The organism is Duganella sp. Root336D2 (assembly GCF_001425005.1).
Lineage (GTDB): Bacteria > Pseudomonadota > Gammaproteobacteria > Burkholderiales > Burkholderiaceae_D > Rugamonas.
Genome location: NZ_LMDB01000007.1, coordinates 38,965 through 60,322 on the forward strand (window position 1 = coordinate 38,965; position 21,358 = coordinate 60,322).

A 21,358-nucleotide genomic window follows, 5' to 3' on the forward strand; every position below is an offset into this window, starting at 1 on the left:
CACTCGCAAGGAGCCTCATATGATCCGCTTGTTCCAGCGCGCCGCGACCTGCGCCGCACTGTTCCTCGCCACCGCCGCGCAAGCCGCACCGGTCACTTACACCATCGTCAGCAAGCTGTCGAAAGTCAGTTTCAGCCTGGAGCACCAGGGCTTCATCCCGGTATCGGGCACGCTGAAAATTGCACCGGGCAGTTTCGTCTTCGATCATGAGGACTGGTCGAAGTCCTCGGTGATGGTGAGCATGCCGACCCGTATGCTGGATATGGGCGACGGTCTCTGGAATAATCAGATACGCGAGGACGAATCCTGGATGGCCTTGTTCAAGCAGCCGGAAATCCGTTTTCGCGGCACCCGCATCGAACGCAAGGACGGCATGAACGGCTTGCTGCATGGCGAGCTGACCGTAGCCGGGGTAACGCGGCCGGTGGTGCTGCAAATGAAGGTCAACAAAGTCGGCATGAACCGGGTCAGCGAAAGGCCATCGGTTGGCATTAGCGCCAGCAGCATGATCAAGCGCTCAGAGTTCGGCCTGGACGCCTACATGGACCTGGTCGGCGACGAGATTGCGGTGCAGATCCAGCTGGAAGCGGCGCAGGGGCCGGACATGGACGCTGCCAAGCAGGCCCGGATGAACAGCGGCGCTCACTGAATCCTGGCGGCGGCTGCGCGGCTGACGGCGCTGGCGACTTCTTCCTGGATGGCGAGCTTGTCGCCGGGTGTGCGGTCGTAGCTCTCGGTCCAGACCACAAAGCCGTCCGCCGCGCGCGTGAGGCGGGCCGCGATGCGCAAGGTAGCGCCGGAGCGCCGTATGCTGCCGTCCAGCACGTAGGCCACCTTGAGTGCGCGTGCCACGTCGGCTGCGGTGCTGCGTTTGTCCTTATAGAAGTAGGAGGCGCCGGGCGGGGCGACCGACAGGCCGGCTTGCTTGCTGAGTTTGACGATCAGTTCTTCGCTGATGCCGTCGGCAAACGGCTCTTCGTTCATGTCGTCCGTCAGGTCGAGGAAAGGCAGCACGGCCACCGAGCGCGCGCCGCTGCGCGCCGTGGGCAGTGCGGCCAAGCCGCCTGCCAGCACAGCCGCGATGCCGGCAATGACTGCGATGCGTCGTCGCCGCCCCGGCCGGGAAGCCGGCGGCGGCAGGCTAGCTGCTGCCTCCTGCGGCAGTGGCGCAACCAATGGCGCCAGCGCAGTGATCGGCTCGGGTTCGGGCTGCGGCGGTGGCGTCGCCGCCGGGGGGCACGTCGCGTCTTGTGTGACTTGCGCCACCAGGCGATAACCGCGGCGCGGCACAGTGGCGATATAACTGGGATTGCGGGCATCGTCGCCCAGCTGGCGGCGCAGCAGCGTGATGGCCTGGTACAAGGAGTCGGGCGAAACGATCACGCCCGGCCATGCATGGGTAAGCAGTTCATCGGCGGACAGCACCTGGCCGGCGTGGTCGGCCAGATAGGTCAGCAGCAGCAGGGCACGCTCCTCAAGGCGCACACTGGCGGCACCTGCGCGCGCCAGTTCGCCGCTCACCCGGTTGACGCTCCAGTCGCCGACGCGCAGCGTGGCCGGGCTATTCGTCATCGGAGCCGGCGAGTTTCTTGCCGATCAGCTTCCTGGCAGACTGGCGCTCGGCGGTGGTGCGGTTCTTGTCGTGCGGCCCCGCTGCGCGTGCCTTGGCCAGCGCCGCAATCGGGTTGCGCGGCTTGCCGAAATTCTGCGAGGGCTCGATCCGCATCCGCATCTTCTGCCGGGTTGCCAGCTGCTTGTTAGCCATTACAGTACATAGCGCGACAAATCTTCGTTGACGGCCAGCGCATCGAGCCGCTGGTTGACATAGGCCGCATCGATGGCGAGGGTCTGGTCGCCGGTTTCGGTCGCCGTGTAGGAGATCTCTTCCAGCAGCTTTTCCATCACCGTGTACAGGCGGCGCGCGCCGATATTCTCGGTGCGCTCGTTGACCTGGAAGGCAATCTCCGCCAGGCGGTGGATGCCATCCGGCGCGAATTCCAGCTGCACGCCCTCGGTCGCCAGCAAGGCCTGGTACTGTTTGGTCAGGCAGGCGTCGGTACTGGTCAGGATACGCTCGAAATCCGCAATCGACAACGACTCCAGCTCGACGCGGATCGGGAAGCGGCCCTGCAGCTCCGGGATCAGGTCCGACGGCTTGGCCAGGTGGAAGGCGCCGGATGCGATGAACAGGATGTGGTCGGTGCGCACCATGCCGTACTTGGTGTTGACGGTGGTGCCTTCCACCAGCGGCAGCAGGTCGCGCTGCACGCCGGCGCGCGAGACGTCGGCGCCGCCCGCTTCCGAGCGCGAGGCGATCTTGTCCACTTCGTCCAGGAACACGATGCCGTTCTGCTCCACGTTGGTGAGGGCGATCTTTTTCATCTCGTCTTCGTTGACCAGCTTGGCCGCTTCCTCGTCCAGCAGGATTTTCATGGCTTCCTTGATCTTGATCTTGCGCGCCTTCTTGCGGCCGCCGCCCATGCCGGAGAACATGGACTTGATCTGCTCCGTCATTTCTTCCATGCCCGGCGGCGCCATGATTTCCATGGTCGGGCTTTGTTCGGCCAGCTCGATCTCGATTTCCTTGTCATCCAGTTCGCCCTGGCGCAGGCGCTTGCGGAAGGTCTGGCGGGTGGCGTCGTCGCTGCGCGGTTCGGCCGACGCGTTGGCGAAGCCGAAATCGCGCGGCGGCGGCAGCAGGATGTCGAGGATGCGGTCTTCAGCCGCGTCTTCGGCGCGCGCGCGCACCTTGGCCATCTCCGACTGGCGCGTCTGTTTCACGCCGATGTCGATCAGGTCGCGGATGATGGTGTCGACGTCGCGGCCCACATAGCCGACTTCGGTGAACTTGGTGGCCTCGACCTTGATGAAGGGCGCGTCGGCCAGCTTGGCCAGGCGGCGCGCGATCTCGGTCTTGCCGACGCCGGTGGGGCCGATCATCAGGATGTTTTTTGGCGTGATTTCGTGGCGCAGCGGTTCTTCCACCTGCTGCCGGCGCCAGCGGTTGCGCAGCGCGATGGCGACCGCCTTCTTGGCCTTGCCCTGGCCGACCACATGTTTGTCGAGTTCGCCGACGATTTCTTGAGGGGTCATGTTCATGCTGGGTCCAGGGTCTCGATGATGTGGTTCAGGTTGGTGTAGATGCACAGCTCGCCGGCGATGGTGAGCGACTTCTTCACCACTTCGGTCGGGGACAGGTCGGTGTTTTCGATCAGGGCCTTGGCGGCCGACTGGGCATAGCTGCCGCCGGAGCCGATGGCGCCGACGCCGCCTTCCGGTTCCAGCACGTCGCCGTTACCGGTGATCACCAGGGTGGATTCCTTGTCGGCCACCAGCAGCATCGCTTCCAGGCGGCGCAGCACGCGGTCGGTGCGCCAGTCCTTCGCCATTTCCACCGAAGCGCGCAACAGGTGGCCCTGGTGTTTCTCCAGCTTGGCTTCAAAGCGGTCGAGCAGGGTGAAGGCGTCGGCGGTACCGCCGGCAAAGCCGCACAGGACTTTGTTCTGGTACAGCTTGCGTACCTTGCGGGCGGTGCCCTTCATGACGATGTTGCCAAGCGTGACCTGGCCATCGCCGCCGATCGCGACATCGTTGCCGCGACGCACGCACAGGATGGTGGTGCCGTGAAATTGTTCCATGTTAATGCCTTTGGTTTGGGATTAACGCGGTATTTTGGGGCCGAAGCCCCAAAATTCAACAGCTCAGTACTTGTGGGGGAAGAGCCGCGCTATATCAGCATAGCCCAGCAGGCGCATCAATGCTGCGACCAGGTGGTTCAGGTCGCGGAACTCGATACGGTGGTTGGCGGCTGCCAGTTCGGCCACCTTGTTCTGCAGGGCGCTGGCGGCGCCGAACTCCATGCGTGCCAGGCGGCCGCAGTCGAACACCACCACCTGGTTTTCGCTGGCATAGGCATCGATGGCGGTCAGCAGTTTGCTGATGTCGCCTTCGATCACTGCCGGCAGCATGAAGCGGTCGGAAGCGGCCGCGGTTGCCTGGCGCGGGGCATTGGCAACCTTCTTTGGCGCGACGAAGGGCGGCGGCGACACTTCAAACGTGACGCAGTAGTCCATCGACGCTTCTTCGAACTCCTTCTCCTGGTTCAGCAGGCGCAGCAGTTCGAGGTAGAGCAGCCACGGCGCTTCGCCGCCATCGCGGTTGCCGATGGTCAGGATGTCGCGCACCTGTTCTGCCAGCTCGGCAGCGCCGACCACGATCAGATCACGGTCGCTGGCCTGGACCTTCTTCAGGGCCGCCAGCAGCAGGGCACAGCCGTCCGGGTCGACACCGTTGACGCGCGAGAAGTCCAGCCGCAGCGGCTGCTTCTGGTCCATGCTGTCGAGCCGTTCCAGCTGCGGTGCCACCGAGGCGTTCAGCACGCCGGCCAGGCCCAGGGTCGGGGTCACGCCGGAGTAGCCGCGCATCACCTCCGGCGTCTTGCTGTCGGCGCTGGCAGGCGATATCCAGGACGGCGGCGAGGTTTCATACTGGCTGGCGTAGTCGATCGAGACGTTCTCGAACGATTCCTGGCGGCCCAGTACCTGGTAGAGGTCGAACAGCATCCACCACACGGTGCGGTCCTGCGCCGAGTCCGGCAGGCTGCCCAGCAGCATTTGCTCGGCCACTTCGGCCTGGCCGTTGGAATACAGGATGGCGATCTCTTCCACGATCGGCGCGCTCTCGGCGGCCGCCGCTTCGAGCGGCATATCCTCGTCACCCAGCAGTTCGGTGGTGTATTGGTCCAGCAGGGGCAAGGTCGCGCCGTCGTTGGCTGCGGCAGTGGCTGGCTGCAGCGGACGCGGCTTGCGGGCCCAGGCTGGTTCCGGTTCATTAAAGATGTCAGCCGCCATCGCCGCCTCGATGGCGTCGATTTTCATGGCGGTGGCACGTGCGATTTCGCGTTGCAGGTCCGACTGTTGCGCGCGTTGACGCTCCAGTTCGCTGTTCGCGGCCAGGCGTGCAGCGTCCGCATCGTCATTTTCGACGGCGCTTTCGTCAACCTTGCCTTTTTTAAAAATGGAGAACAGTCCCATAGGATCACTAGTGTAGCCCAATGGAAAATTATAAGGGCGTACCGTACGTGTAAAGAAAAGAAAAAAGCACGCCTTAGCGTGCCTTTTTCTCGATTTGTGACCGATCAGTCGCCGTAAAGCTTCTGTTTCAGCTCGCGGCGCTGCTGCGCTTCCAGCGACAGGGTAGCCGTGGGACGTGCGATCAGGCGGGGAATGCCAATCGGTTCGCCGGTTTCCTCGCAATAACCGTAGTCGTTATTGTCGATGGCTGCGATCGATTGCTGTACTTTCTTCAGCAGTTTGCGTTCGCGGTCACGGGTACGCAGTTCCAGTGCGTGCTCTTCTTCGATGGTGGCGCGGTCGGCGGGATCCGGCACCAGCACGGTTTCGCGCAGGTGTTCGGTGGTTTCGCCAGCGTTTTTCAGCAATTCTTTTTCAAGGTTTTGCAGCTTATTCTTGAAAAACGCCATCTGTGCCGGGTTCATATAGTCCTTTTCGCCCATCTTCAGAATTTCTTCTTCAGTGAGCAGGACGTCCGCGGCGGGGGTCGATTTATTTGCTTTTGTCATGACTTCGCTTACCTTCGATACGACGGAGTTTTCAAATTTCTGCTTGGGTGGCGTCAAAAAAAACGCCTTAGTTTATACCAAACATTGTTCAAGGCCAGTAATAAAGATGTCTTTTGGGAGATTTTTGCCAATAAACACCATTTTGCTTGCCCGTGTCTCGTTTTCGCCCCATTTGGCCCCCAGGTCGCTGCCCATCATCTGGTGCACGCCCTGGAACACTACTTTCCTTTCTGCGCCCTGCATCAACAATACGCCTTTGTAACGCAACATGCGAGGACCGTACACATCAACGAGACCGCCCAGGAATTCGTCCAGTTTGGCCGGGTCGAACGGGCGTTCGCTTTTGAAGACGAAGGCCGCGATATCGTCGCTGTGATGGGCGTGGTGGTGGTCGTGGCTGTGGTCGTGGCCGCAGTGCTCGTCGTGCACGTGGCCGTGTTCGTGGTCGTGATCGCCATGCTCGTGGCCGTGCTCGTCCTGTGCCAGGAAGTCGGGATCGATTTCCAGTTTTTCGTTCAGGTTGAAGCCGCGCAGGTCCAGTACTTCGGTCAGCGGCGCCTTGCCGAAATCGGAGCGGCTGATCGGCGCACGCGGGTTGATGCGCTTCAAGCGGGCGCTCAGCGCCTCGACAGCGGCGGCATCGACCAGGTCGGTCTTGGACAGCAGGATCTTGTCGGCAAAGCCGACCTGGCGTTGCGCCTCTTCGTGCTCGTCCAGTTGCTGCATGGCGTGGCGCGCATCGACCACCGTGACCACGGCGTCGAGCAGGTAGTTAGCGCCCACTTCTTCGTCCATGAAGAAAGTCTGGGCCACTGGGCCGGGATTTGCCAGGCCGGTGGTCTCAATCACCACGCGGTCGAAGGCAATTTCGCCGGCAGCGCGGCGCCTGGCCAAATCGCTCAGGCCGACAATCAGGTCGCCGCGCACGGTGCAGCAGATGCAGCCGTTATTCATCTCCACGATTTGCTCGCGCGCTTCCTGCACCAGGATTTCGTTGTCGATATTCTCCTGGCCGAATTCGTTTTCGATCACGGCGATCTTCATGCCATGCTCTTCGCGCAAGATGCGGTTCAGCAGCGTGGTTTTGCCGGCGCCAAGAAAGCCGGTCAGGATGGTGGTTGGGATCAGTGCCATAGTGGTACCAGAAGCATTTGGAATCGGTCGATTATGCCGGAATTCTGGAAATGCTGGCAAATGGGCAAACTTGAGCAGGATCAAGTTCCCGGCTATTTAATTTTAGCCCGTGGATGGGCCTTGTCATAGACCAGCGCCAGGTGCTGGAAATCAAGGGCGGTGTAGACCTGGGTCGACGTAATGCTGGCGTGCCCCAGCATCTCCTGCACCGCGCGCAGGTCGCCCGAAGACTGCAGCACGTGCGAGGCAAACGAGTGGCGCAGCATGTGCGGGTGCACGGCGACCGGCGCCCCGGCCTGGATGCCGTGCGCCTTCAGCCGCAGCTGCACCACGCGCGGCGAGACCCGCCTGGCGCGCTCGTTGAGGAAGAGGGCGCTGCTGCCGTCAGACGGCGCCGGACGTACCGCCAGCCAGGCATGCAGCGCATCGAGGGCGGCGCTGCCGACCGGCACGCGGCGCATCTTGCTGCCCTTGCCGGTCACCACCACTTCCGCATTATCCAGTTCCAGCCAGCCCAGCGAGGCCGGCTGGCCGTCGCCGGCCTTGCGGAACTCGCGGTCCAGGCTGGCCAGTTCGGAGACCCGCAGGCCGCTCGAATACAGCAGCTCGAACATGGCGCGGTTGCACAGGCGGGCCGGCTCGCCATCGCCGGCGCTGGGCGTGGCCGGTGCCACCAGCTGCACCGCATCGTCGACCGACAGGGCCTTGGGCAGGGTCTTGGCGCGCTTGGGCGCGCGCACGCCTTCCACCGGGTTCGAGGAAAGCGTGCTGTGCCGGCCAAGCCAGGCAAAGAAGCCGCGCCAGCCGGACAGCTTGCGGGCAATGCTGCGCGCATCCAGGCCGCGGCCATGCAGCTGGGCCGCGTAGCGGCGGATATCGAAGTGGGTCAGGCTGTCCCAGGCTTTGCCCTCGGACAGGGCGGCCAGCTCGCGCAGGTCGCGGCCATAGGCGGCGACCGTATGCGCTGACAGCTTGCGCTGGGTAGCCAGGTGGGCCAGGTAGGCGTCGGCCTGTTCCAGCTTGGCGGCGCCTATCATGGCATCACGCGAGCAGCGGAGCCAGTGCTACGCTGGCGGTTTCGCCGATGTGGACCAGGAAGTCGGTCGCCATCAGGGAAGTGAAGCGCTCCGGGTCGGGCGAGCCCATGATCAGCAGGCCGAAGGCGGGGCCTTTGCCGCCCGGCTTGCGCAGCGGCAGGATCACGGTGGACTTGACCTGCTGCGCGTCGTCCAGCCAGCGCACGGCTTCGAAATCGTTATTGCTGCCGCAGTAGGGCGCCATCAGGCTGTTGGCAAACAGGCGGGCATCTTCCGAGACATCGCTGGCGAACCACTCGCCGGCAAATTCGCCGGCCACATTGAACAGGCGCAGCGTGGCGGCCGGAACGTTGAAGCTTTCGACCAGGCCTTGCGCCACGGCGTGCGGCACGTCGCCGTCGGCGCGCACTTGCAGGATGGCCTGGTTCCAGCTGTGGAAGCGGTTGGCGATGGCGGCGTTGGCTTCGGCATGGCGGGTCAGGTCGGCCATGCGCAATTCCAGCGCCTTATATTTGTCGCGCATGACTTCCATCTGGCGTTCCTGCAGCGAAACCGCGCGCCCGGTCAGCGGGCTGGACAGCCTGACGTCGCCAAGGAGGTTGGCGTGTTCTTCGAAGAAGTGGGGATGGTCGGCCAGGTACTGCGCGACGATTGCGGAATCCAGGGAGTCGGTCATTGTTGATGTCACATCAAATGTTGCAGGCGTGGACATTTTAACCGAAGGGGCGAAGGCTTGGGGCGGGTCAGGCCCGTGGCCCGACCCTGGTTTACCGCTTTTAGAAGTTGTGGTGGATCCCCAGCGCGTAATGGTTCTGGCTGGTGTCCACGATCGCAGTCGATACCAGCGGCAGCTTCTTCTGCGACAGGTCCAGGTACAGGTAAGTACGCGGCGACAGGTTGTATTCATAGCCGACCGAGAACTGCCTGGTCTTCAGCTGGCCATCGGGATCCTTCTGGCCATAGCCGATCAGGAATTTGCCCGGACCCACGTTGTAGTTGGCGCCCAGCATCCAGGACGTGATGCCGTCGTTGCTCGCCAGGATGTGGCCCAGGTCCTGCTTGCCGTAGCTGGCCATCAGCTTCAGTTCCGGGATCGGACGGTAGTAGGCGCCGATCGAATGCCATTTGACCTCGGTCGCATTGCGTTCGGTACCGGCATAGATCGCCCACTGCGGTGCCGTGCCCGGCGCCATATACGTCGCGCTGACCGAGTACGGGTAGGCGCCTGCCAGCGAGCCGACCGGATATTGCGGCGCGGCAGGGGTGCCGCGGCCCACGATGGCAGTCGGCAGGCCATTGTTTTCCTTGCTGGCGATGTTCACGTTCAGCTGGAAGCCATTCCACACCGGCGTGTTGTACCAGATCGCGTTGGAGAAACGGTTGCCGGAGTTGCCGGCCGTGCCCAGTGGATCGGAGCCGCTGCCCGACTGCGAGCTGCGGTAGCCGGACACCATGATGTCGGTCTGGAAGCCGGCCTGGTTCGGCATGCCGGACCAGGGCTCGAACTGGGTGCTGGTTTCCTGCAGCGAGGTCAGGGCGCGGCCGGCGCGGATGGTACCGAAGCCGCCTTGCAGGCCGACGCGGCTCTGGCCCTGGAACAGTGGGCGCGAGGCGTTGTTGGGGCCGAGTTCGCCGGAACCGGTATCGGACTCGAAGCGGATCTCCAGGTGGAACAGGGCCTTCAGGCCGCTGCCCAGGTCTTCCACGCCGCGAAAGCCCAGTTTGTTGTTGTCGCGCTTGGCTTCCTGGATGGCGCTGTTCGCCGTATGGGTGGTGCGGGTAATGCCGGCATCCAGCGTGCCATAAATGGTGACGGAGGATTGTGCAAAGGCGGCACTGCTGAAGGCGCCCATCAAGGCCAGGGCCAATAACGATTTCTTCATGTGTTCTTCCTTTTTATGAGTCAAACCGGGTATAGGGATGGCTATACGATAAGTGCAGATAGCGCCGCATCCCGGCTGATTGGTCATTTACCTGCACGAAAAAGGGTCAAAACCGGCCGCCGGTGTTGTATTTTTGAAACGCTTGCCAGCCTGTTCATTTAGTGAAAGACCTGTAAGGAAGCCGAAAGCTAGGGCTGTCACATTTGTCACATATCAAAAAGTCCGGGAGTCATGCGCCACCACCGGGTGGTGCGGCTACACTGGACATGCAGCTTATTCCTTGGAACCGGATACATCGATGGCAAATCGAGACGAGCTGGTGATTATCAGGGGAGCGCGGTCAGGAGACGCCGCAGCCCAGCTAGCGCTAGGCAAGCTCTACCTATTTGGCGGGGCCAGCCTGCCACAAAACATGCCGACGGCCTTGCATTGGCTATGCCGCGCTGCGACCCAGGGTGTGGCGGAAGCCTGGCAACTGATCGGCGCCAATATTCCATTTGAAGTGGCGCAGCCTGCGCGGGCCCAGGCACTGGAGTGGTTCGTGCGCGCCGCGCAGGACGGCATTCCGGCGGCGGTACGGGTGCTGGCGCAGCTACGGCGCGTCGATCCAGCGCCGGCGGCGGCGGGACAGTCACGCCAGGCCGCTTTGCCGGCGGCAGCGCAGCGCGCGCTGCCGAACCCTGAGGTGCCGGCCAGTGCGCCGGAAGCCTGGCGGGCACTGGAGGCGGAGCAGGATGCCGACCAGCAGGAGCTGCTGCGCCTGCGCGCCCTGGCAGCCCAGGGCGGCGACCGCGATGCCCAGCTGGCGCTGGGCCTGCACCTGGCGCGCATGAACAGCGAAGGCGACCGGGTGGAATCGAGTAGCGGCACGGTCAACTTCAAGCGTGCCTTGCGCTGGCTGGCGCAGGCGGGCGAGCAAGGCCTGGCCGACGCCTGGTTTGCCATGTCGCGCATCTATATCCGCCCCGAATTCTCCCAGCGCAGTGCGAGCGAAGCGCAAGCCTGCCTGGAGCGCGCGGCGGACATGGGGCATAGCGGGGCGCAGCTTGAATGCGGCATCCACGCCTGGCGCGCACGCCGCGGCGCCGAGGACAATGACGTGCGGGCGGTGTTCTGGCTGCAGAAGGCGGCGGCCCAGGGCAGTGCCGAAGCGCCGCAGGCGCTGGAGCGGATTGCACCGGCACCGCCGCCGACGAGCTGGGCCGATCCCTTGCTGCCCTTGCTGACGCGTGAAATCCTCAGCAGCCAGCCCTTGCTGGCGGCGCGCATCGAGCTGGCGGCATTGTTCCGCCTGACGCGCGCCGAGGCTTTGCTATTGGATGTGAAGTCAGCCGACCAGGGGCATTGCCTGGTGGTCGATATCCGCGCCAGCTATGGCCGCAGCAAGCGCCGCCTGGTGCTGGTGCGCACCGCGGCGGAGCGGCAGAAGCTGGACCGCATCGTGCGCCTGTTCGAGCAGGTCGATACGGATATGGAGGGGAATTACCGGCAGCGCCTGTACCGGCTTAAGAGCTGGCTGGGGGCTGACATGATGGCGGCTGCCTGAAAAGCGGCAGAGCGGGGGCCGGCCCCCGCTCCGCCGGTTCTAGATCGTGATCTCGCCCTCAAAGACTGTCACCGCCGGCCCGGTCAGGTAGACCGGCTGCCCTTCACCTGCCCAGGCAATCGACAGCTGCCCGCCGCGCGCATCGACGCGCACCGGCGAATCCAGCAAGCCGCGGCGGATGCCCGCCACCACTGCCGCGCAGGCGCCCGTGCCGCAAGCCAGCGTTTCGCCGGCGCCGCGCTCAAACACGCGCAGTTTCACGTGCTGCCGGTCCACCATCTGCATGAAGCCGGCATTGACCCGCTTCGGGAAGCGCGGATGGTGCTCGATCAGCGGCCCCACCAGCTCTACCGGAGCGCTATCCACGTCGGCCACCACCTGCACCGCGTGTGGGTTGCCCATCGACACCACCGACACCTGCACCGACTCGCGCTGGCCACCCAGTTCCAGCACCAGCGGCCACAGGGTTTCACGGCCTTCCGGCTGCCCCTGCAGGCCCTCCGCATCGAATGGCACCTGCGCCGGATCCAGGACCGGCGCGCCCATGTCGACAGTAATGCTGCCGTCGTCCTCCAGGCGCGGCGAAATAATGCCGGCCAGGGTTTCCACCGTGATCTTGCGTGCCGAAGTCAGGCCCTTTTCGACCACGAACTTGACGAAGGCGCGCGAGCCGTTGCCGCACTGTTCCACTTCACCGCCATCGTTGTTGAAGATGCGGTAACGGAAATCGCAGCCCGGCACGCTCGACTTTTCCACCACCAGCATCTGGTCCGCACCCACGCCGAAACGGCGGTCGGCCAGTGCCTGCCACTGGGCCGGGCTGAAATCGATCTGCTGGTTAATGGCGTCAATGACCACGAAATCATTGCCGGCGCCGTGCATCTTGGTGAATTTGAGTTTCATCGTTTCTTCGAATAGAAGGAAGGCTGGCCTTGCGGGCGGGTCTTGAAGCGTTTGTGGGTCCAGAAGTATTCGGCAGGCGCTTCTCTGACGCGTTCTTCAATAAATTCATTCATGCGGCGCGTTGCCTCGACCATATCGGGCCCCGGGTAATTCTCCCACACCGGATAGAACTTCACACGGTAGCCTTGGTAATTGGGCAGGAAGGTGGCGATCACCGGCATCACCTGGCCGCCGGTAGCGGCGGCGATGCGCGCGGTAGCAGTCAGGGTGGCGGCCGGTACGCCGAAGAAGGGCACGAATTCGGCATCCTTGTCGCCGAAGTCCATGTCCGGCAGCATAAAGTAGGGCAGCTTTTCTTTCAACGCGCGCAGGATGGGCTTGATGCCATCCTGGCGCGTGAACAGCCTGACCGGCTTGAAACGCGCGCGGCCGGCGCGCAGCACTTCATCGAAAACCTTGTTCTTTTGCGCGACGTACATCGACGATGCCGACGCTTCCATGGCGATCGAAGCGCCGCCCACGTCCAGGCAGACAAAATGCGGGCACAACAGGATGGTCGGCTTTCCCGTCATCTCGGCAACCGGCACCTGGCCGGGCGCCATGCCGGCGCTGGTCTCGACCCTGATCAGCCTGCGCAGCCGTTGTTCCGATGCCCACCACAGGATCGAGCGCTCCAGCACGCTGCGCGAGTAAGCCTGGAAGTGCTGGCGCGCGATGCGGCGGCGCTGCCCTTCCGTCAATTCCGGCATGGTCAGGCGCAGGTTGGTCAGCGCGATCTCGCGGCGCGGGCCCATCACGATAAACAGCAGGTTGCCGACCGCCTTGCCGAGCCGGCCCAGCAGCGGCAGCGGCAGCCAGTGCAGCAGCCACATCATCCCAAGCAGGAGCCTCATGCCGATGCCTCCTGCGCTGCGGCGCCCGGGCCGGCCACGCCGGCCGGCACCTTGTAGCGGTTGTAGCTCCAGTAGTACTGGGCCGGGCAGCGCGCGATCAGCTTTTCCATTTCGGCGTTGATGGCGCGCGCCTGGGCTGCGGCATCGCCTTCCAGCGAGCCCTCGAACGGAACGAAGCGCACCACATAGCCTTTGCCGCCGGGCAGGCGCTCGGCGTAGACGATCAGGATCACCGCATCGCCCAGCTGCGCCATCTTGGCCGGCAGCGTCATGGTGTAGGCAGTGCGGCCGAAGAAGTCGGCCCATACGCCTTCGCCTTCCTGCGGCACCTGGTCGGGCAGCAGGCCGATCGGCTGGCCTTTTTTGAGGAACTTGGCCAGCATGCGCACGCCGCTCATATTGGCTGGCGCCAACAACAGGTTCTTGCGGGCACGGGCGCCTTCGATCAGCGGCTTCATCGCTTCCTTGCGCGGCGGGCGGTACATCACCATCAGCTCGGTGCGGTGGGCGATTTCCTGCGCAGTGATCTCAAAGCAGCCCAGGTGCGGGGTCAGGAACACAATCCCCTTGCCGGCATCCAGGTACTGCTGCACCAGGTCCCAGTTTTCCACGGTGGCGCGGCCGCTCACGCGCTGCGGGTCGGCGCACCAGATGAAAGGCAGTTCGGCAATGGCCTTGCCGGCCTCGCCGACGGCGCTGCCGAGGTGGCCGGAAAAACCGGCCTGGGCCAGGTTGGCGCGCATGCGCCGCCGGTAAGAAGGGGAAAGCAGGTAGACCAGCCAGCCCAGACCTACGCCCAGGGCGTGCAGTACCGGCAAGGGAAAGATCGAGAAGAAGCGGAATATTCTTAACAGCATTTCTTAATTTACAAGAGCATTTTTACGTTGCTCTGCACAAAAATTTTTTAAGAAGCGTAAAATACCACGTTGCAGTAGCCGCTGAGTTAACAGACAACTTGCGAGGCGGGATACAAACTTCGCTAAAGCGTCGCAAGCTTTATTGGTTTTGCGACAATGTTATTTTGAACCAAAGCTAGGAGCTTGCGATGTCCAACGATTTTCTGTTTACCTCCGAATCCGTTTCGGAAGGCCACCCGGACAAGGTAGCCGACCAGATTTCCGACGCGATTCTGGATGCCATCCTGACCCAGGACCCGCGCGCCCGCGTTGCCGCGGAAACGCTGTGCAATACCGGCCTGGTGGTGCTGGCAGGTGAAATCACCACCCACGCCAACGTGGATTATATTCAAGTAGCCCGCGATACCATCAAGCGTATCGGCTACGACAACACCGAATACGGTATCGACTACAAGGGCTGCGCCGTGCTGGTTGCTTACGACAAGCAATCGCCGGATATCGCCCAGGGCGTCGACGAAGGTGCGGGTATCGACCTGGACCAGGGCGCCGGCGACCAGGGCCTGATGTTCGGCTACGCCTGCGACGAAACCCCGGAACTGATGCCGGCGCCGATCTACTACTCGCACCGCCTGGTCGAGCGCCAGTCGCAGCTGCGCAAGGACGGCCGCCTGCCATGGCTGCGTCCAGACGCGAAATCGCAGGTAACCCTGCGCTACGTCGGCGGCCGCCCGGTAGCGGTGGACACCGTCGTACTGTCGACCCAGCACGCGCCGGAAATGAGCCACTCGCAAATCCAGGAAGCCGTGATCGAAGAGATCATCAAGCCGGTGCTGCCGACCGAGTGGATCAAGGACACCAAGTTCCTGGTCAACCCGACCGGCCGTTTCGTCATCGGCGGCCCGCAGGGCGACTGCGGCCTGACCGGCCGCAAGATCATCGTCGACACCTACGGCGGCGCAGCCCCGCACGGCGGCGGCGCGTTCTCCGGCAAGGATCCATCGAAAGTCGACCGTTCCGCTGCCTACGCAGCCCGCTACGTGGCCAAGAACGTGGTGGCTGCCGGCCTGGCCCGCCAGTGCCAGGTGCAGGTATCGTACGCGATCGGCGTGGCACGCCCGATCAACATCACCGTGTACACCGAAGGCACCGGCGTGATCTCCGACGAAAAGATCGCACAGCTGGTGCAGGAACACTTCGACCTGCGCCCGAAAGGCATCGTGCAGATGCTGGACCTGCTGCGCCCGATCTACACCAAGACCGCCGCCTACGGCCACTTCGGCCGCGAAGAGCCGGAGTTCAGCTGGGAGCGTACCGACAAGGCCGCGATCCTGCGCGCCGCTGCCGGCTTGTAATTGAAAAGTCGGGGTCAGCTCCGGCAATCGGACATTTTGCTGCGCAAAATGTCCGATTGCCGGAGCTGACCCCGACTTCTTTGATACAATCCCCATTCTCCGAGGAGCGCTGCGACCAGCAAGCCTGGCCAGGCTCGGAACATCAACACCGCGCTCACGTTACTTTTTTCAACACACTGAAAGGAGGGCGTGATGAACGCCGTACTCAAAGATTCCCAAGACTACATCATCGCTGACATCGGCCTGGCCGCATGGGGCGAAAAAGAAATCAAGATCGCCGAAACGGAAATGCCTGGCCTGATGGCAATCCGTGAAGAATTCGCCGCTGCGCAGCCGCTGAAAGGCGCCCGCATCACCGGCTCGCTGCACATGACCATCCAGACCGCAGTGCTGATCCGCACCCTGGAAGCATTGGGCGCGCAAGTGCGCTGGGCCTCCTGCAACATCTACTCGACCCAGGACCACGCCGCAGCCGCTATCGCAGCCGTCGGCACCCCGGTGTTCGCGGTCAAAGGCGAAACCCTGGCCGACTACTGGGACTACACCCACCGCATCTTCGAATGGCCAGGTGAAGGCGTGTACTCCAACATGATCCTGGACGACGGCGGCGATGCAACCCTGCTGCTGCACCTGGGCGCCCGCGCTGAAAAAGACATCTCCGTGCTGAACAACCCGGGCTCGGAAGAGGAAATCTGCCTGTTCAACTCCATCAAGGCCCACCTGGCCAAGGATGCGACCTGGTACTCCAAACGCCTGCCGGCAATCCTGGGCGTGACCGAAGAAACCACCACCGGCGTGCACCGCCTGTACCAGATGCACAAGGAAGGCAAGCTGGCTTTCCCTGCCATCAACGTGAACGACTCCGTCACCAAGTCCAAGTTCGACAACCTGTACGGCTGCCGCGAGTCCCTGGTGGACGGCATCAAGCGCGCGACCGACGTGATGGTGGCCGGTAAGGTCGCCGTGATTGCCGGCTACGGCGACGTGGGCAAGGGTTCCGCGCAAGCCATGCGCGCCCTGTCGGCGCAAGTGTGGGTGACCGAGATCGACCCGATCTGCGCCCTGCAGGCTGCAATGGAAGGCTACCGCGTGGTGACCATGGATTACGCCGCTGAACACGGCGACATCTTCGTGACCTGCACCGGCAACTACCACATCCTGACCGAAGCGCACATGCTGAAGATGAAGGACCAGGCCATCGTCTGCAACATCGGCCACTTCGACAACGAGATCGATGTCGCTTCCCTCAAGAAGTACCAGTGGGAGAACATCAAGCCGCAGGTGGACCACGTGATCTTCCCTGACGGTAAGCGCATCATCCTGCTGGCCGAAGGCCGCCTGGTGAACCTGGGCTGCGGCACCGGCCACCCTTCGTATGTGATGTCGTCCTCGTTCGCCAACCAGACCATCGCCCAGATCGAACTGTTCGCCAACACCAAGGCTTACCCGGTCGGCGTGTACACCCTGCCCAAGCACCTGGACGAGAAAGTCGCGCGCCTGCAGCTGAAAAAGCTGAATGCGCAGCTGACCACCCTGACCGACGAGCAGGCAGCGTACATCAATGTGAAGGTGGAAGGCCCGTACAAGCCTGAACACTACCGTTACTAAGCAGTCCCTTGCCCTGCCGCCCGCGCGGGCGGCAGGGCCCAAGTTTGCCAAGGTTACTCATTATGCGTTTGGTCCTCACCTGGATAATCAATGCCGCCGCCCTGTTCGCGGTGCCTTACCTCATGCATTCCGTCAGTGTCACAAGCATTGGCGCCGCTTTGGTTGCTGCCCTCCTGCTTGGCCTGGTCAACACCCTGGTGCGCCCCGTATTGCTGCTGCTGACATTGCCGGTGACGGTGCTGTCGCTTGGCCTGTTCATCTTCATCATCAACGGCTTCATGTTCTGGCTGGTGGCGAAAATGGTGGACGGCTTCCACGTGGACAGCTTCTGGTCAGCCATAGGCGGCGCTCTGCTGTACAGCGTGATTTCCTGGGCCTTGTCTACCCTCCTGTTGAAAGACAATGATGGCTAACCATAATTTCAGTATCGAGTTCTTCCCGCCGAAAACGGCGGAAGGGACGGAAAAGCTGCGCCTCGTGCGCGCCAAACTGTCCGAGCTGCATCCCAAGTATTTTTCCGTGACCTTCGGCGCCGGCGGTTCGACCCAGCAGGGCACCCTGGACACGGTGCTCGAGATCATGGCGGCCGGCGAAGAGGCCGCGCCGCACCTGTCTTGCATCGGCGGCACGCGCGAATCGATCCGCACCATCCTGCAGCAGTACAAAGCGCACGGCATCAAGCGCCTGGTGGCGCTGCGCGGCGACCTGCCTTCCGGTTACGGCATGTCGGGCGAGTTCCGCTACGCCAATGAGCTGGTCGAATTCGTGCGCGCTGAAACGGGCGACTGGTTCCATATCGAAGTGGCGGCCTATCCGGAGGTGCACCCGCAGGCACGCTCGCCGCAGGACGATATGCAGGCCTTCGTGCGCAAGGTCAATGCCGGCGCCGATGCCGCCATCACCCAGTACTTCTACAACGCCGACGCCTACTTCCATTTCGTCGACGCGGCGCAGAAGGCGGGCGTGAATGTGCCTGTCGTGGCCGGCATCATGCCGATCACGAATTACACGCAATTGATGCGCTTCTCGGATATGTGCGGTGCCGAGATTCCGCGCTGGGTGCGCTTGAAACTGGCATCGTTCGGCGACGATTCGGCCTCGATCAAGGCGTTTGGCCTGGACGTGGTATCGGACCTGTGCGAACGCCTGCTGGCCGGCGGCGCGCCGGGCCTGCATTTCTATTCGATGAACCAGGCCGTCGCCACGACGGCCCTGTGGAGCCGCCTGGTCAGTCCTCAGTGAGGATGCGGTCGAGCGCCACATCGTGGCCATCGCTGCCGAAATCGGCAGCGAGGCAGCGATAGGCCACCCCCACGGTGGCCGGGCGCGGTTCGCGCGCCAGTGTGCGGTCATAGAAGCCGCCGCCATATCCCAGGCGGTAGCCCTGCGCGTTATAGCCCAGGCAGGGTATCAGTAAAGCCGGCGGGTATTCCTGCACCAGGCGCAGCGTGGCCGGCACGGCCACTCCCATCGCATCCTTCACCATCGGCTCGCCGATAGTCCATTTCGCGAACGCCAGCGGCGCATCCTTTTCCAGCACCACCGGCAGCAGCAGTTCCACGCCCAGTTGCGCCAGTTCCACGTAACAGGCATGCAAGTCTGGCTCATCGCGCAGCGGCCAGTACACCCCTAGTGCACCGATGCCGGATTCGCGCCACCACTGGACCACTTTCGCACCAATTTCCTTGTCCCACTGCGCCCGCGTTTCCGCTGCCAGCGTGCGGCGCGCCGCCAGCATCATCTGGCGCAGTTCCGCCTTGCCGGATGCTGGCTGGCCGTCGCCGTTGCATGGTATCCTAGTTGGGCTGGTCATATCGTGAATTACCTTGAGAGTCGTACATTGATTTCCACCTCGAAACGGATAGCCGGCGCACTGATGGTTGCAGCATGCGCCGCCGCGCCGCTGGCCTTGGCGCAGGATAACGCAAGCGACAGCCGCAAGGAAGATGATGCCTTCCTCCTGCTGCGCGATTCGGTACGGCGCGACGACGCCGCCAAGGCCGAGTTTTACGCCTCCCGCCTGGCCGACTACTCGATTCCTTCCTACGTCGAATACTACCGCCTGAAAGCCCGCTTCAAGGAAGCCACCGATCCCGAAGTGCGCGCCTTCCTGGGCAAATACCAGGGCAGCGCCATCGCCGACCGCATGCGCAACGACTGGCTGCTGGAGCTGGGCCGCAAGCGCGAGTGGGCTACCTTCGACGAACAGTTTCCGCAGTTCGTGCTGCAGGACGATACCCAGGTCAAGTGCTACAACCTGTTGTCGCGTCTTTCCAAGGGCCAGAACGTCGCCGCCGATGCGCGCGCGCTGCTGGTCTATCCGCCGTACTACGGCGATGGCTGCGGCGCCCTGATCGCAGCGCTGGCGCAAACCGGCCAGTTCACCGAAGAGGACTTGTGGACGCAGGTGCGCCTGGCCGGCGAAACCAACTCCACCGGCCCGGCCAAGCGCATCGTGATGCTGCTGAATGGCTCGGACAAGAAAATGGCCCAGGCGGTGGACTTGCCGACGCTGGCGCTGGCCAAAGGCGCCGGCAGCACGCGCGCCGACCACGAGACCTTCCTGGTGGCGGTGGGCCGCGGCGCCCGCACCAGCATGAACCTGGCCCGGATGGCGCTGGAAAAGAATTCGCCGCAGCTGACGCCGCAGGAACGTGCCATCGGCTGGGCCAACCTGGCCCTGGTCTCGTCCTACTCATTCTCGCCTGACACGGCGGGCTACTGGGCCAGGTCGGCCGGTGCGCCACTGTCCAGCGACCAGGTGCAGTGGAAGACCCGCATCGCCCTGCGTGAGCGCGACTGGAAAACGGTGCGGGCCACCATCGCCGCCATGCCGCCGTCATTGCGCAAGGACCCGGCCTGGATCTACTGGAACGCGCGGGCCATCGCCGCCGAAGCGGGCAGCAACACGCCGGAAGTGCTGGCGGCCTACCGCAGCATTGCCGACCAGTCCAGCTATTACGGCATCCTGGCCGGCGAAGAACTGGGCCAGCTGGTCACCATTCCCGCCCCCGGCGCGGCGCCGACGCCAGCAGAAATGGCAGCGATCTCCACCAATCCTGGGCTGCAGCGCGCGCTGAAGTTTTTCGAAATGCGCCTGCGCTTTGAAGGCACGCGCGAATGGAACTGGGAAACGCGCAGCCTGAACGAGCGCCAGCTGATCGCCGCCGCCGAATTCGCGCGCGAGAAGCACGTGCTGGACCGCATGGTGTACACCTCCGAGAAAACGCGGGTGCAGGCCGACTACACGCACCGCTACCCGGTGCCGCATGACGACATCATGCAGCCGACCACCAATACCCTGGGCCTGGACCGCGCCTGGGTGTATGGCCTGATCCGCCAGGAATCGCGCTTCGTGATGGATGCGCAGTCCTCGGCCGGCGCCTCGGGCCTGATGCAGGTGATGCCTTCCACCGGCCGCTGGGTGGCGCGCAAGATCGGCCTGACCGACTTCGTGCAGGGCATGCTGACCGACGTCAAGACCAACATCCTGCTGGGCGCGAACTACATGAACATGGTGCTGGGCAGCATGGACGGCTCGCAGGTGCTGGCCACCGCCGCCTACAACGCCGGCCCTGGCCGCCTGCGTTCCTGGCGCACGCAGTTGACCAAGCCGATGGACAGCACCATCTTCATCGAATCGATTCCGTTCGTGGAAACGCGCGGCTACGTGAAAAACGTGATGGTCAACGCCACTTATTATGCCGCGCTGTTTGAAGGCCGGCCGCAATCGCTGAAGGCGCGCCTGGGCGGCACCGTCTCGCCAAAGGGCTACAGCGAACAGGAACAACAGGAAGCCGCCTACGGCGGCCGTTAATTTGCCCACTGGGAGATCAGAGGAAACATGCACACCACAGAACTCGACCCGAAACTTGCCGAAACCCTGGCCGCAGCGCGTGAACCGGGACTGACCCTGATTATCGGCAACAAGAACTATTCCTCGTGGTCGATGCGCCCGTGGGTTGCGATGAAAGCCTTCAACATCCCGTTCACCGAAGTGCGCGTGCTGCTCGACCAGCCCGACACCTCGAACAACATCGCCAAGTACAGCGCAAGTGGCCGGGTACCGGTGCTGCTGGCCGGCGACATGGCGATCTGGGACAGCCTGGCCATCTGCGAATACCTGGCCGAGCAATTCCCCGACAAGCCTTTGTGGCCGCGCGACGTGGCAGCGCGTGCGCTGGCGCGCTCGGTCTGCGCCGAGATGCACAGCTCTTTCGGCAGCCTGCGCACCACGATGTCGATGAACATCAAGGGCAGCTACCCGGGCAAGGGCCGCACGCCGGCGACCCAGGCCGATATCGGCCGCATCAGCGAAATGTGGGAAGAGTGCCTGAGCCGCTTCGGCCACAACGAATACCTGTTCGGCGAGTTCTCGATAGCCGACGCCTTCTTCGCGCCGGTGGTGTGCCGCTTCAAGACCTACGGCGTGGTGCTGCCGCCGGCGTTGTCGGCCTACTGCGAGCGCATGCGCAGCCATCCGGCGGTCGACGCCTGGATTGCAGGCGCGCTCGCTGAAACCGAAGCCGCGCCACTGCACGACGCGGAGATGCCGGACGATTGA

At 63.4% G+C, this 21,358-nt stretch carries 22 protein-coding genes and 1 riboswitch; of the genes, 8 read left to right on the forward strand and 14 right to left on the reverse strand.

Annotated features, from left to right (window positions below; all coding sequences use genetic code 11):
* Positions 1 to 19 precede the first annotated feature (19 nt).
* A complete protein-coding gene (locus ASD07_RS08675; RefSeq protein WP_055928136.1) occupies positions 20 to 649 on the forward strand; it encodes a YceI family protein in 630 nt (209 codons plus the stop codon).
* On the opposite strand, the gene ASD07_RS08680 is transcribed toward ASD07_RS08675, so the two are convergent.
* From ASD07_RS08680 to ASD07_RS08725, 10 genes are all read right to left on the reverse strand, one after another.
* Positions 643 to 1,572: a winged helix-turn-helix domain-containing protein gene (locus tag ASD07_RS08680; RefSeq protein ID WP_055928139.1), complete on the reverse strand. Its 930-nt coding sequence runs from the start codon at positions 1,570 to 1,572 to the stop codon at positions 643 to 645. The two genes, ASD07_RS08675 and ASD07_RS08680, sit on opposite strands and share 7 nt — an antisense overlap.
* Positions 1,562 to 1,765: a hypothetical protein gene (locus ASD07_RS08685; RefSeq protein ID WP_055928141.1), complete on the reverse strand. Its 204-nt coding sequence runs from the start codon at positions 1,763 to 1,765 to the stop codon at positions 1,562 to 1,564. Before ASD07_RS08685 ends, ASD07_RS08680 begins: the two co-directional genes overlap by 11 nt.
* A complete protein-coding gene (hslU, locus tag ASD07_RS08690; RefSeq protein WP_055928143.1) occupies positions 1,765 to 3,099 on the reverse strand; it encodes an ATP-dependent protease ATPase subunit HslU in 1,335 nt (444 codons plus the stop codon). Before hslU ends, ASD07_RS08685 begins: the two co-directional genes overlap by 1 nt.
* The gene (gene hslV, locus ASD07_RS08695) at positions 3,096 to 3,638 is read right to left on the reverse strand and encodes an ATP-dependent protease subunit HslV (RefSeq protein ID WP_055928147.1); all 543 of its coding nucleotides are present in this window, start codon (positions 3,636 to 3,638) and stop codon (positions 3,096 to 3,098) included. The genes hslU and hslV overlap by 4 nt, the downstream gene beginning before the upstream one ends.
* A gap of 63 nt (positions 3,639 to 3,701) precedes the next feature.
* Positions 3,702 to 5,033: an STAS domain-containing protein gene (locus ASD07_RS08700; RefSeq protein ID WP_055928149.1), complete on the reverse strand. Its 1,332-nt coding sequence runs from the start codon at positions 5,031 to 5,033 to the stop codon at positions 3,702 to 3,704.
* Between the two features lie 104 nt (positions 5,034 to 5,137).
* Complete coding sequence (gene dksA, locus ASD07_RS08705) at positions 5,138 to 5,581, reverse strand: RNA polymerase-binding protein DksA (RefSeq protein WP_055928267.1); 444 nt, start codon at positions 5,579 to 5,581, stop codon at positions 5,138 to 5,140.
* 72 nt (positions 5,582 to 5,653) lie between these two features.
* Positions 5,654 to 6,715 (reverse strand): GTP-binding protein, encoded by a 1,062-nt coding sequence (locus tag ASD07_RS08710; protein WP_055928152.1) that lies wholly within the window; start codon positions 6,713 to 6,715, stop codon positions 5,654 to 5,656.
* Positions 6,716 to 6,807: 92 nt separating this feature from the next.
* On the reverse strand, positions 6,808 to 7,752 hold the full coding sequence (gene xerC, locus ASD07_RS08715) for a tyrosine recombinase XerC (RefSeq protein WP_055928155.1): 945 nt from the start codon (positions 7,750 to 7,752) through the stop codon (positions 6,808 to 6,810).
* A gap of 4 nt (positions 7,753 to 7,756) precedes the next feature.
* Positions 7,757 to 8,428, reverse strand: a complete 672-nt coding sequence (locus tag ASD07_RS08720; protein ID WP_055928157.1) for a DUF484 family protein — start codon at positions 8,426 to 8,428, stop codon at positions 7,757 to 7,759.
* Positions 8,429 to 8,528: 100 nt separating this feature from the next.
* Entirely contained in the window at positions 8,529 to 9,635 is a 1,107-nt protein-coding gene (locus tag ASD07_RS08725) for a porin (RefSeq protein ID WP_055928161.1), read from the reverse strand.
* Between the two features lie 298 nt (positions 9,636 to 9,933).
* Here ASD07_RS08725 and ASD07_RS08730 point away from each other — a divergent pair, with 298 nt between their 5' ends.
* Positions 9,934 to 11,181, forward strand: coding sequence for an SEL1-like repeat protein (locus ASD07_RS08730; RefSeq protein ID WP_055928164.1), 1,248 nt, complete (start codon positions 9,934 to 9,936; stop codon positions 11,179 to 11,181).
* A 39-nt stretch (positions 11,182 to 11,220) separates the two neighbouring features.
* Here ASD07_RS08730 and dapF read toward each other — a convergent pair whose 3' ends face one another.
* From dapF to ASD07_RS08745, 3 genes are read right to left on the reverse strand one after another with little or no spacing between them, the layout of a single operon-like run.
* Complete coding sequence (dapF, locus tag ASD07_RS08735) at positions 11,221 to 12,084, reverse strand: diaminopimelate epimerase (protein WP_055928167.1); 864 nt, start codon at positions 12,082 to 12,084, stop codon at positions 11,221 to 11,223.
* Positions 12,081 to 12,977 carry a lipid A biosynthesis acyltransferase gene (locus ASD07_RS08740; protein ID WP_055928170.1) on the reverse strand — a complete coding sequence of 299 codons (897 nt, stop codon included), beginning with the start codon at positions 12,975 to 12,977 and terminating at the stop codon, positions 12,081 to 12,083. The genes dapF and ASD07_RS08740 overlap by 4 nt, the downstream gene beginning before the upstream one ends.
* The gene (locus ASD07_RS08745) at positions 12,974 to 13,834 is read right to left on the reverse strand and encodes a lysophospholipid acyltransferase family protein (RefSeq protein WP_055928174.1); all 861 of its coding nucleotides are present in this window, start codon (positions 13,832 to 13,834) and stop codon (positions 12,974 to 12,976) included. Before ASD07_RS08745 ends, ASD07_RS08740 begins: the two co-directional genes overlap by 4 nt.
* 188 nt (positions 13,835 to 14,022) lie before the next feature.
* Between ASD07_RS08745 and metK the strand changes: the two genes are divergently transcribed.
* The 4 genes from metK to metF all read left to right on the forward strand — a co-directional run bounded on the left by metK (position 14,023) and on the right by metF (position 18,036).
* Positions 14,023 to 15,186: a methionine adenosyltransferase gene (metK, locus tag ASD07_RS08750; RefSeq protein WP_055928177.1), complete on the forward strand. Its 1,164-nt coding sequence runs from the start codon at positions 14,023 to 14,025 to the stop codon at positions 15,184 to 15,186.
* A gap of 97 nt (positions 15,187 to 15,283) precedes the next feature.
* Positions 15,284 to 15,347: riboswitch (S-adenosyl-L-homocysteine riboswitch) on the forward strand.
* A gap of 31 nt (positions 15,348 to 15,378) precedes the next feature.
* On the forward strand, positions 15,379 to 16,794 hold the full coding sequence (gene ahcY, locus ASD07_RS08755; protein WP_055928180.1) for an adenosylhomocysteinase: 1,416 nt from the start codon (positions 15,379 to 15,381) through the stop codon (positions 16,792 to 16,794).
* A 62-nt stretch (positions 16,795 to 16,856) separates the two neighbouring features.
* Positions 16,857 to 17,207 carry a phage holin family protein gene (locus tag ASD07_RS08760; RefSeq protein ID WP_055928182.1) on the forward strand — a complete coding sequence of 117 codons (351 nt, stop codon included), beginning with the start codon at positions 16,857 to 16,859 and terminating at the stop codon, positions 17,205 to 17,207.
* A complete protein-coding gene (metF, locus tag ASD07_RS08765; protein WP_055928269.1) occupies positions 17,200 to 18,036 on the forward strand; it encodes a methylenetetrahydrofolate reductase [NAD(P)H] in 837 nt (278 codons plus the stop codon). The genes ASD07_RS08760 and metF overlap by 8 nt, the downstream gene beginning before the upstream one ends.
* Here the strand turns inward: metF and ASD07_RS08770 are convergent.
* Positions 18,023 to 18,607: a 5-formyltetrahydrofolate cyclo-ligase gene (locus ASD07_RS08770; RefSeq protein WP_082507221.1), complete on the reverse strand. Its 585-nt coding sequence runs from the start codon at positions 18,605 to 18,607 to the stop codon at positions 18,023 to 18,025. The genes metF and ASD07_RS08770 overlap by 14 nt on opposite strands.
* A 63-nt stretch (positions 18,608 to 18,670) precedes the next feature.
* Between ASD07_RS08770 and ASD07_RS08775 the strand changes: the two genes are divergently transcribed.
* Positions 18,671 to 20,611: a lytic transglycosylase domain-containing protein gene (locus ASD07_RS08775; protein ID WP_229207101.1), complete on the forward strand. Its 1,941-nt coding sequence runs from the start codon at positions 18,671 to 18,673 to the stop codon at positions 20,609 to 20,611.
* 27 nt (positions 20,612 to 20,638) lie between these two features.
* Positions 20,639 to 21,358, forward strand: coding sequence for a glutathione S-transferase family protein (locus ASD07_RS08780; protein ID WP_055928189.1), 720 nt, complete (start codon positions 20,639 to 20,641; stop codon positions 21,356 to 21,358).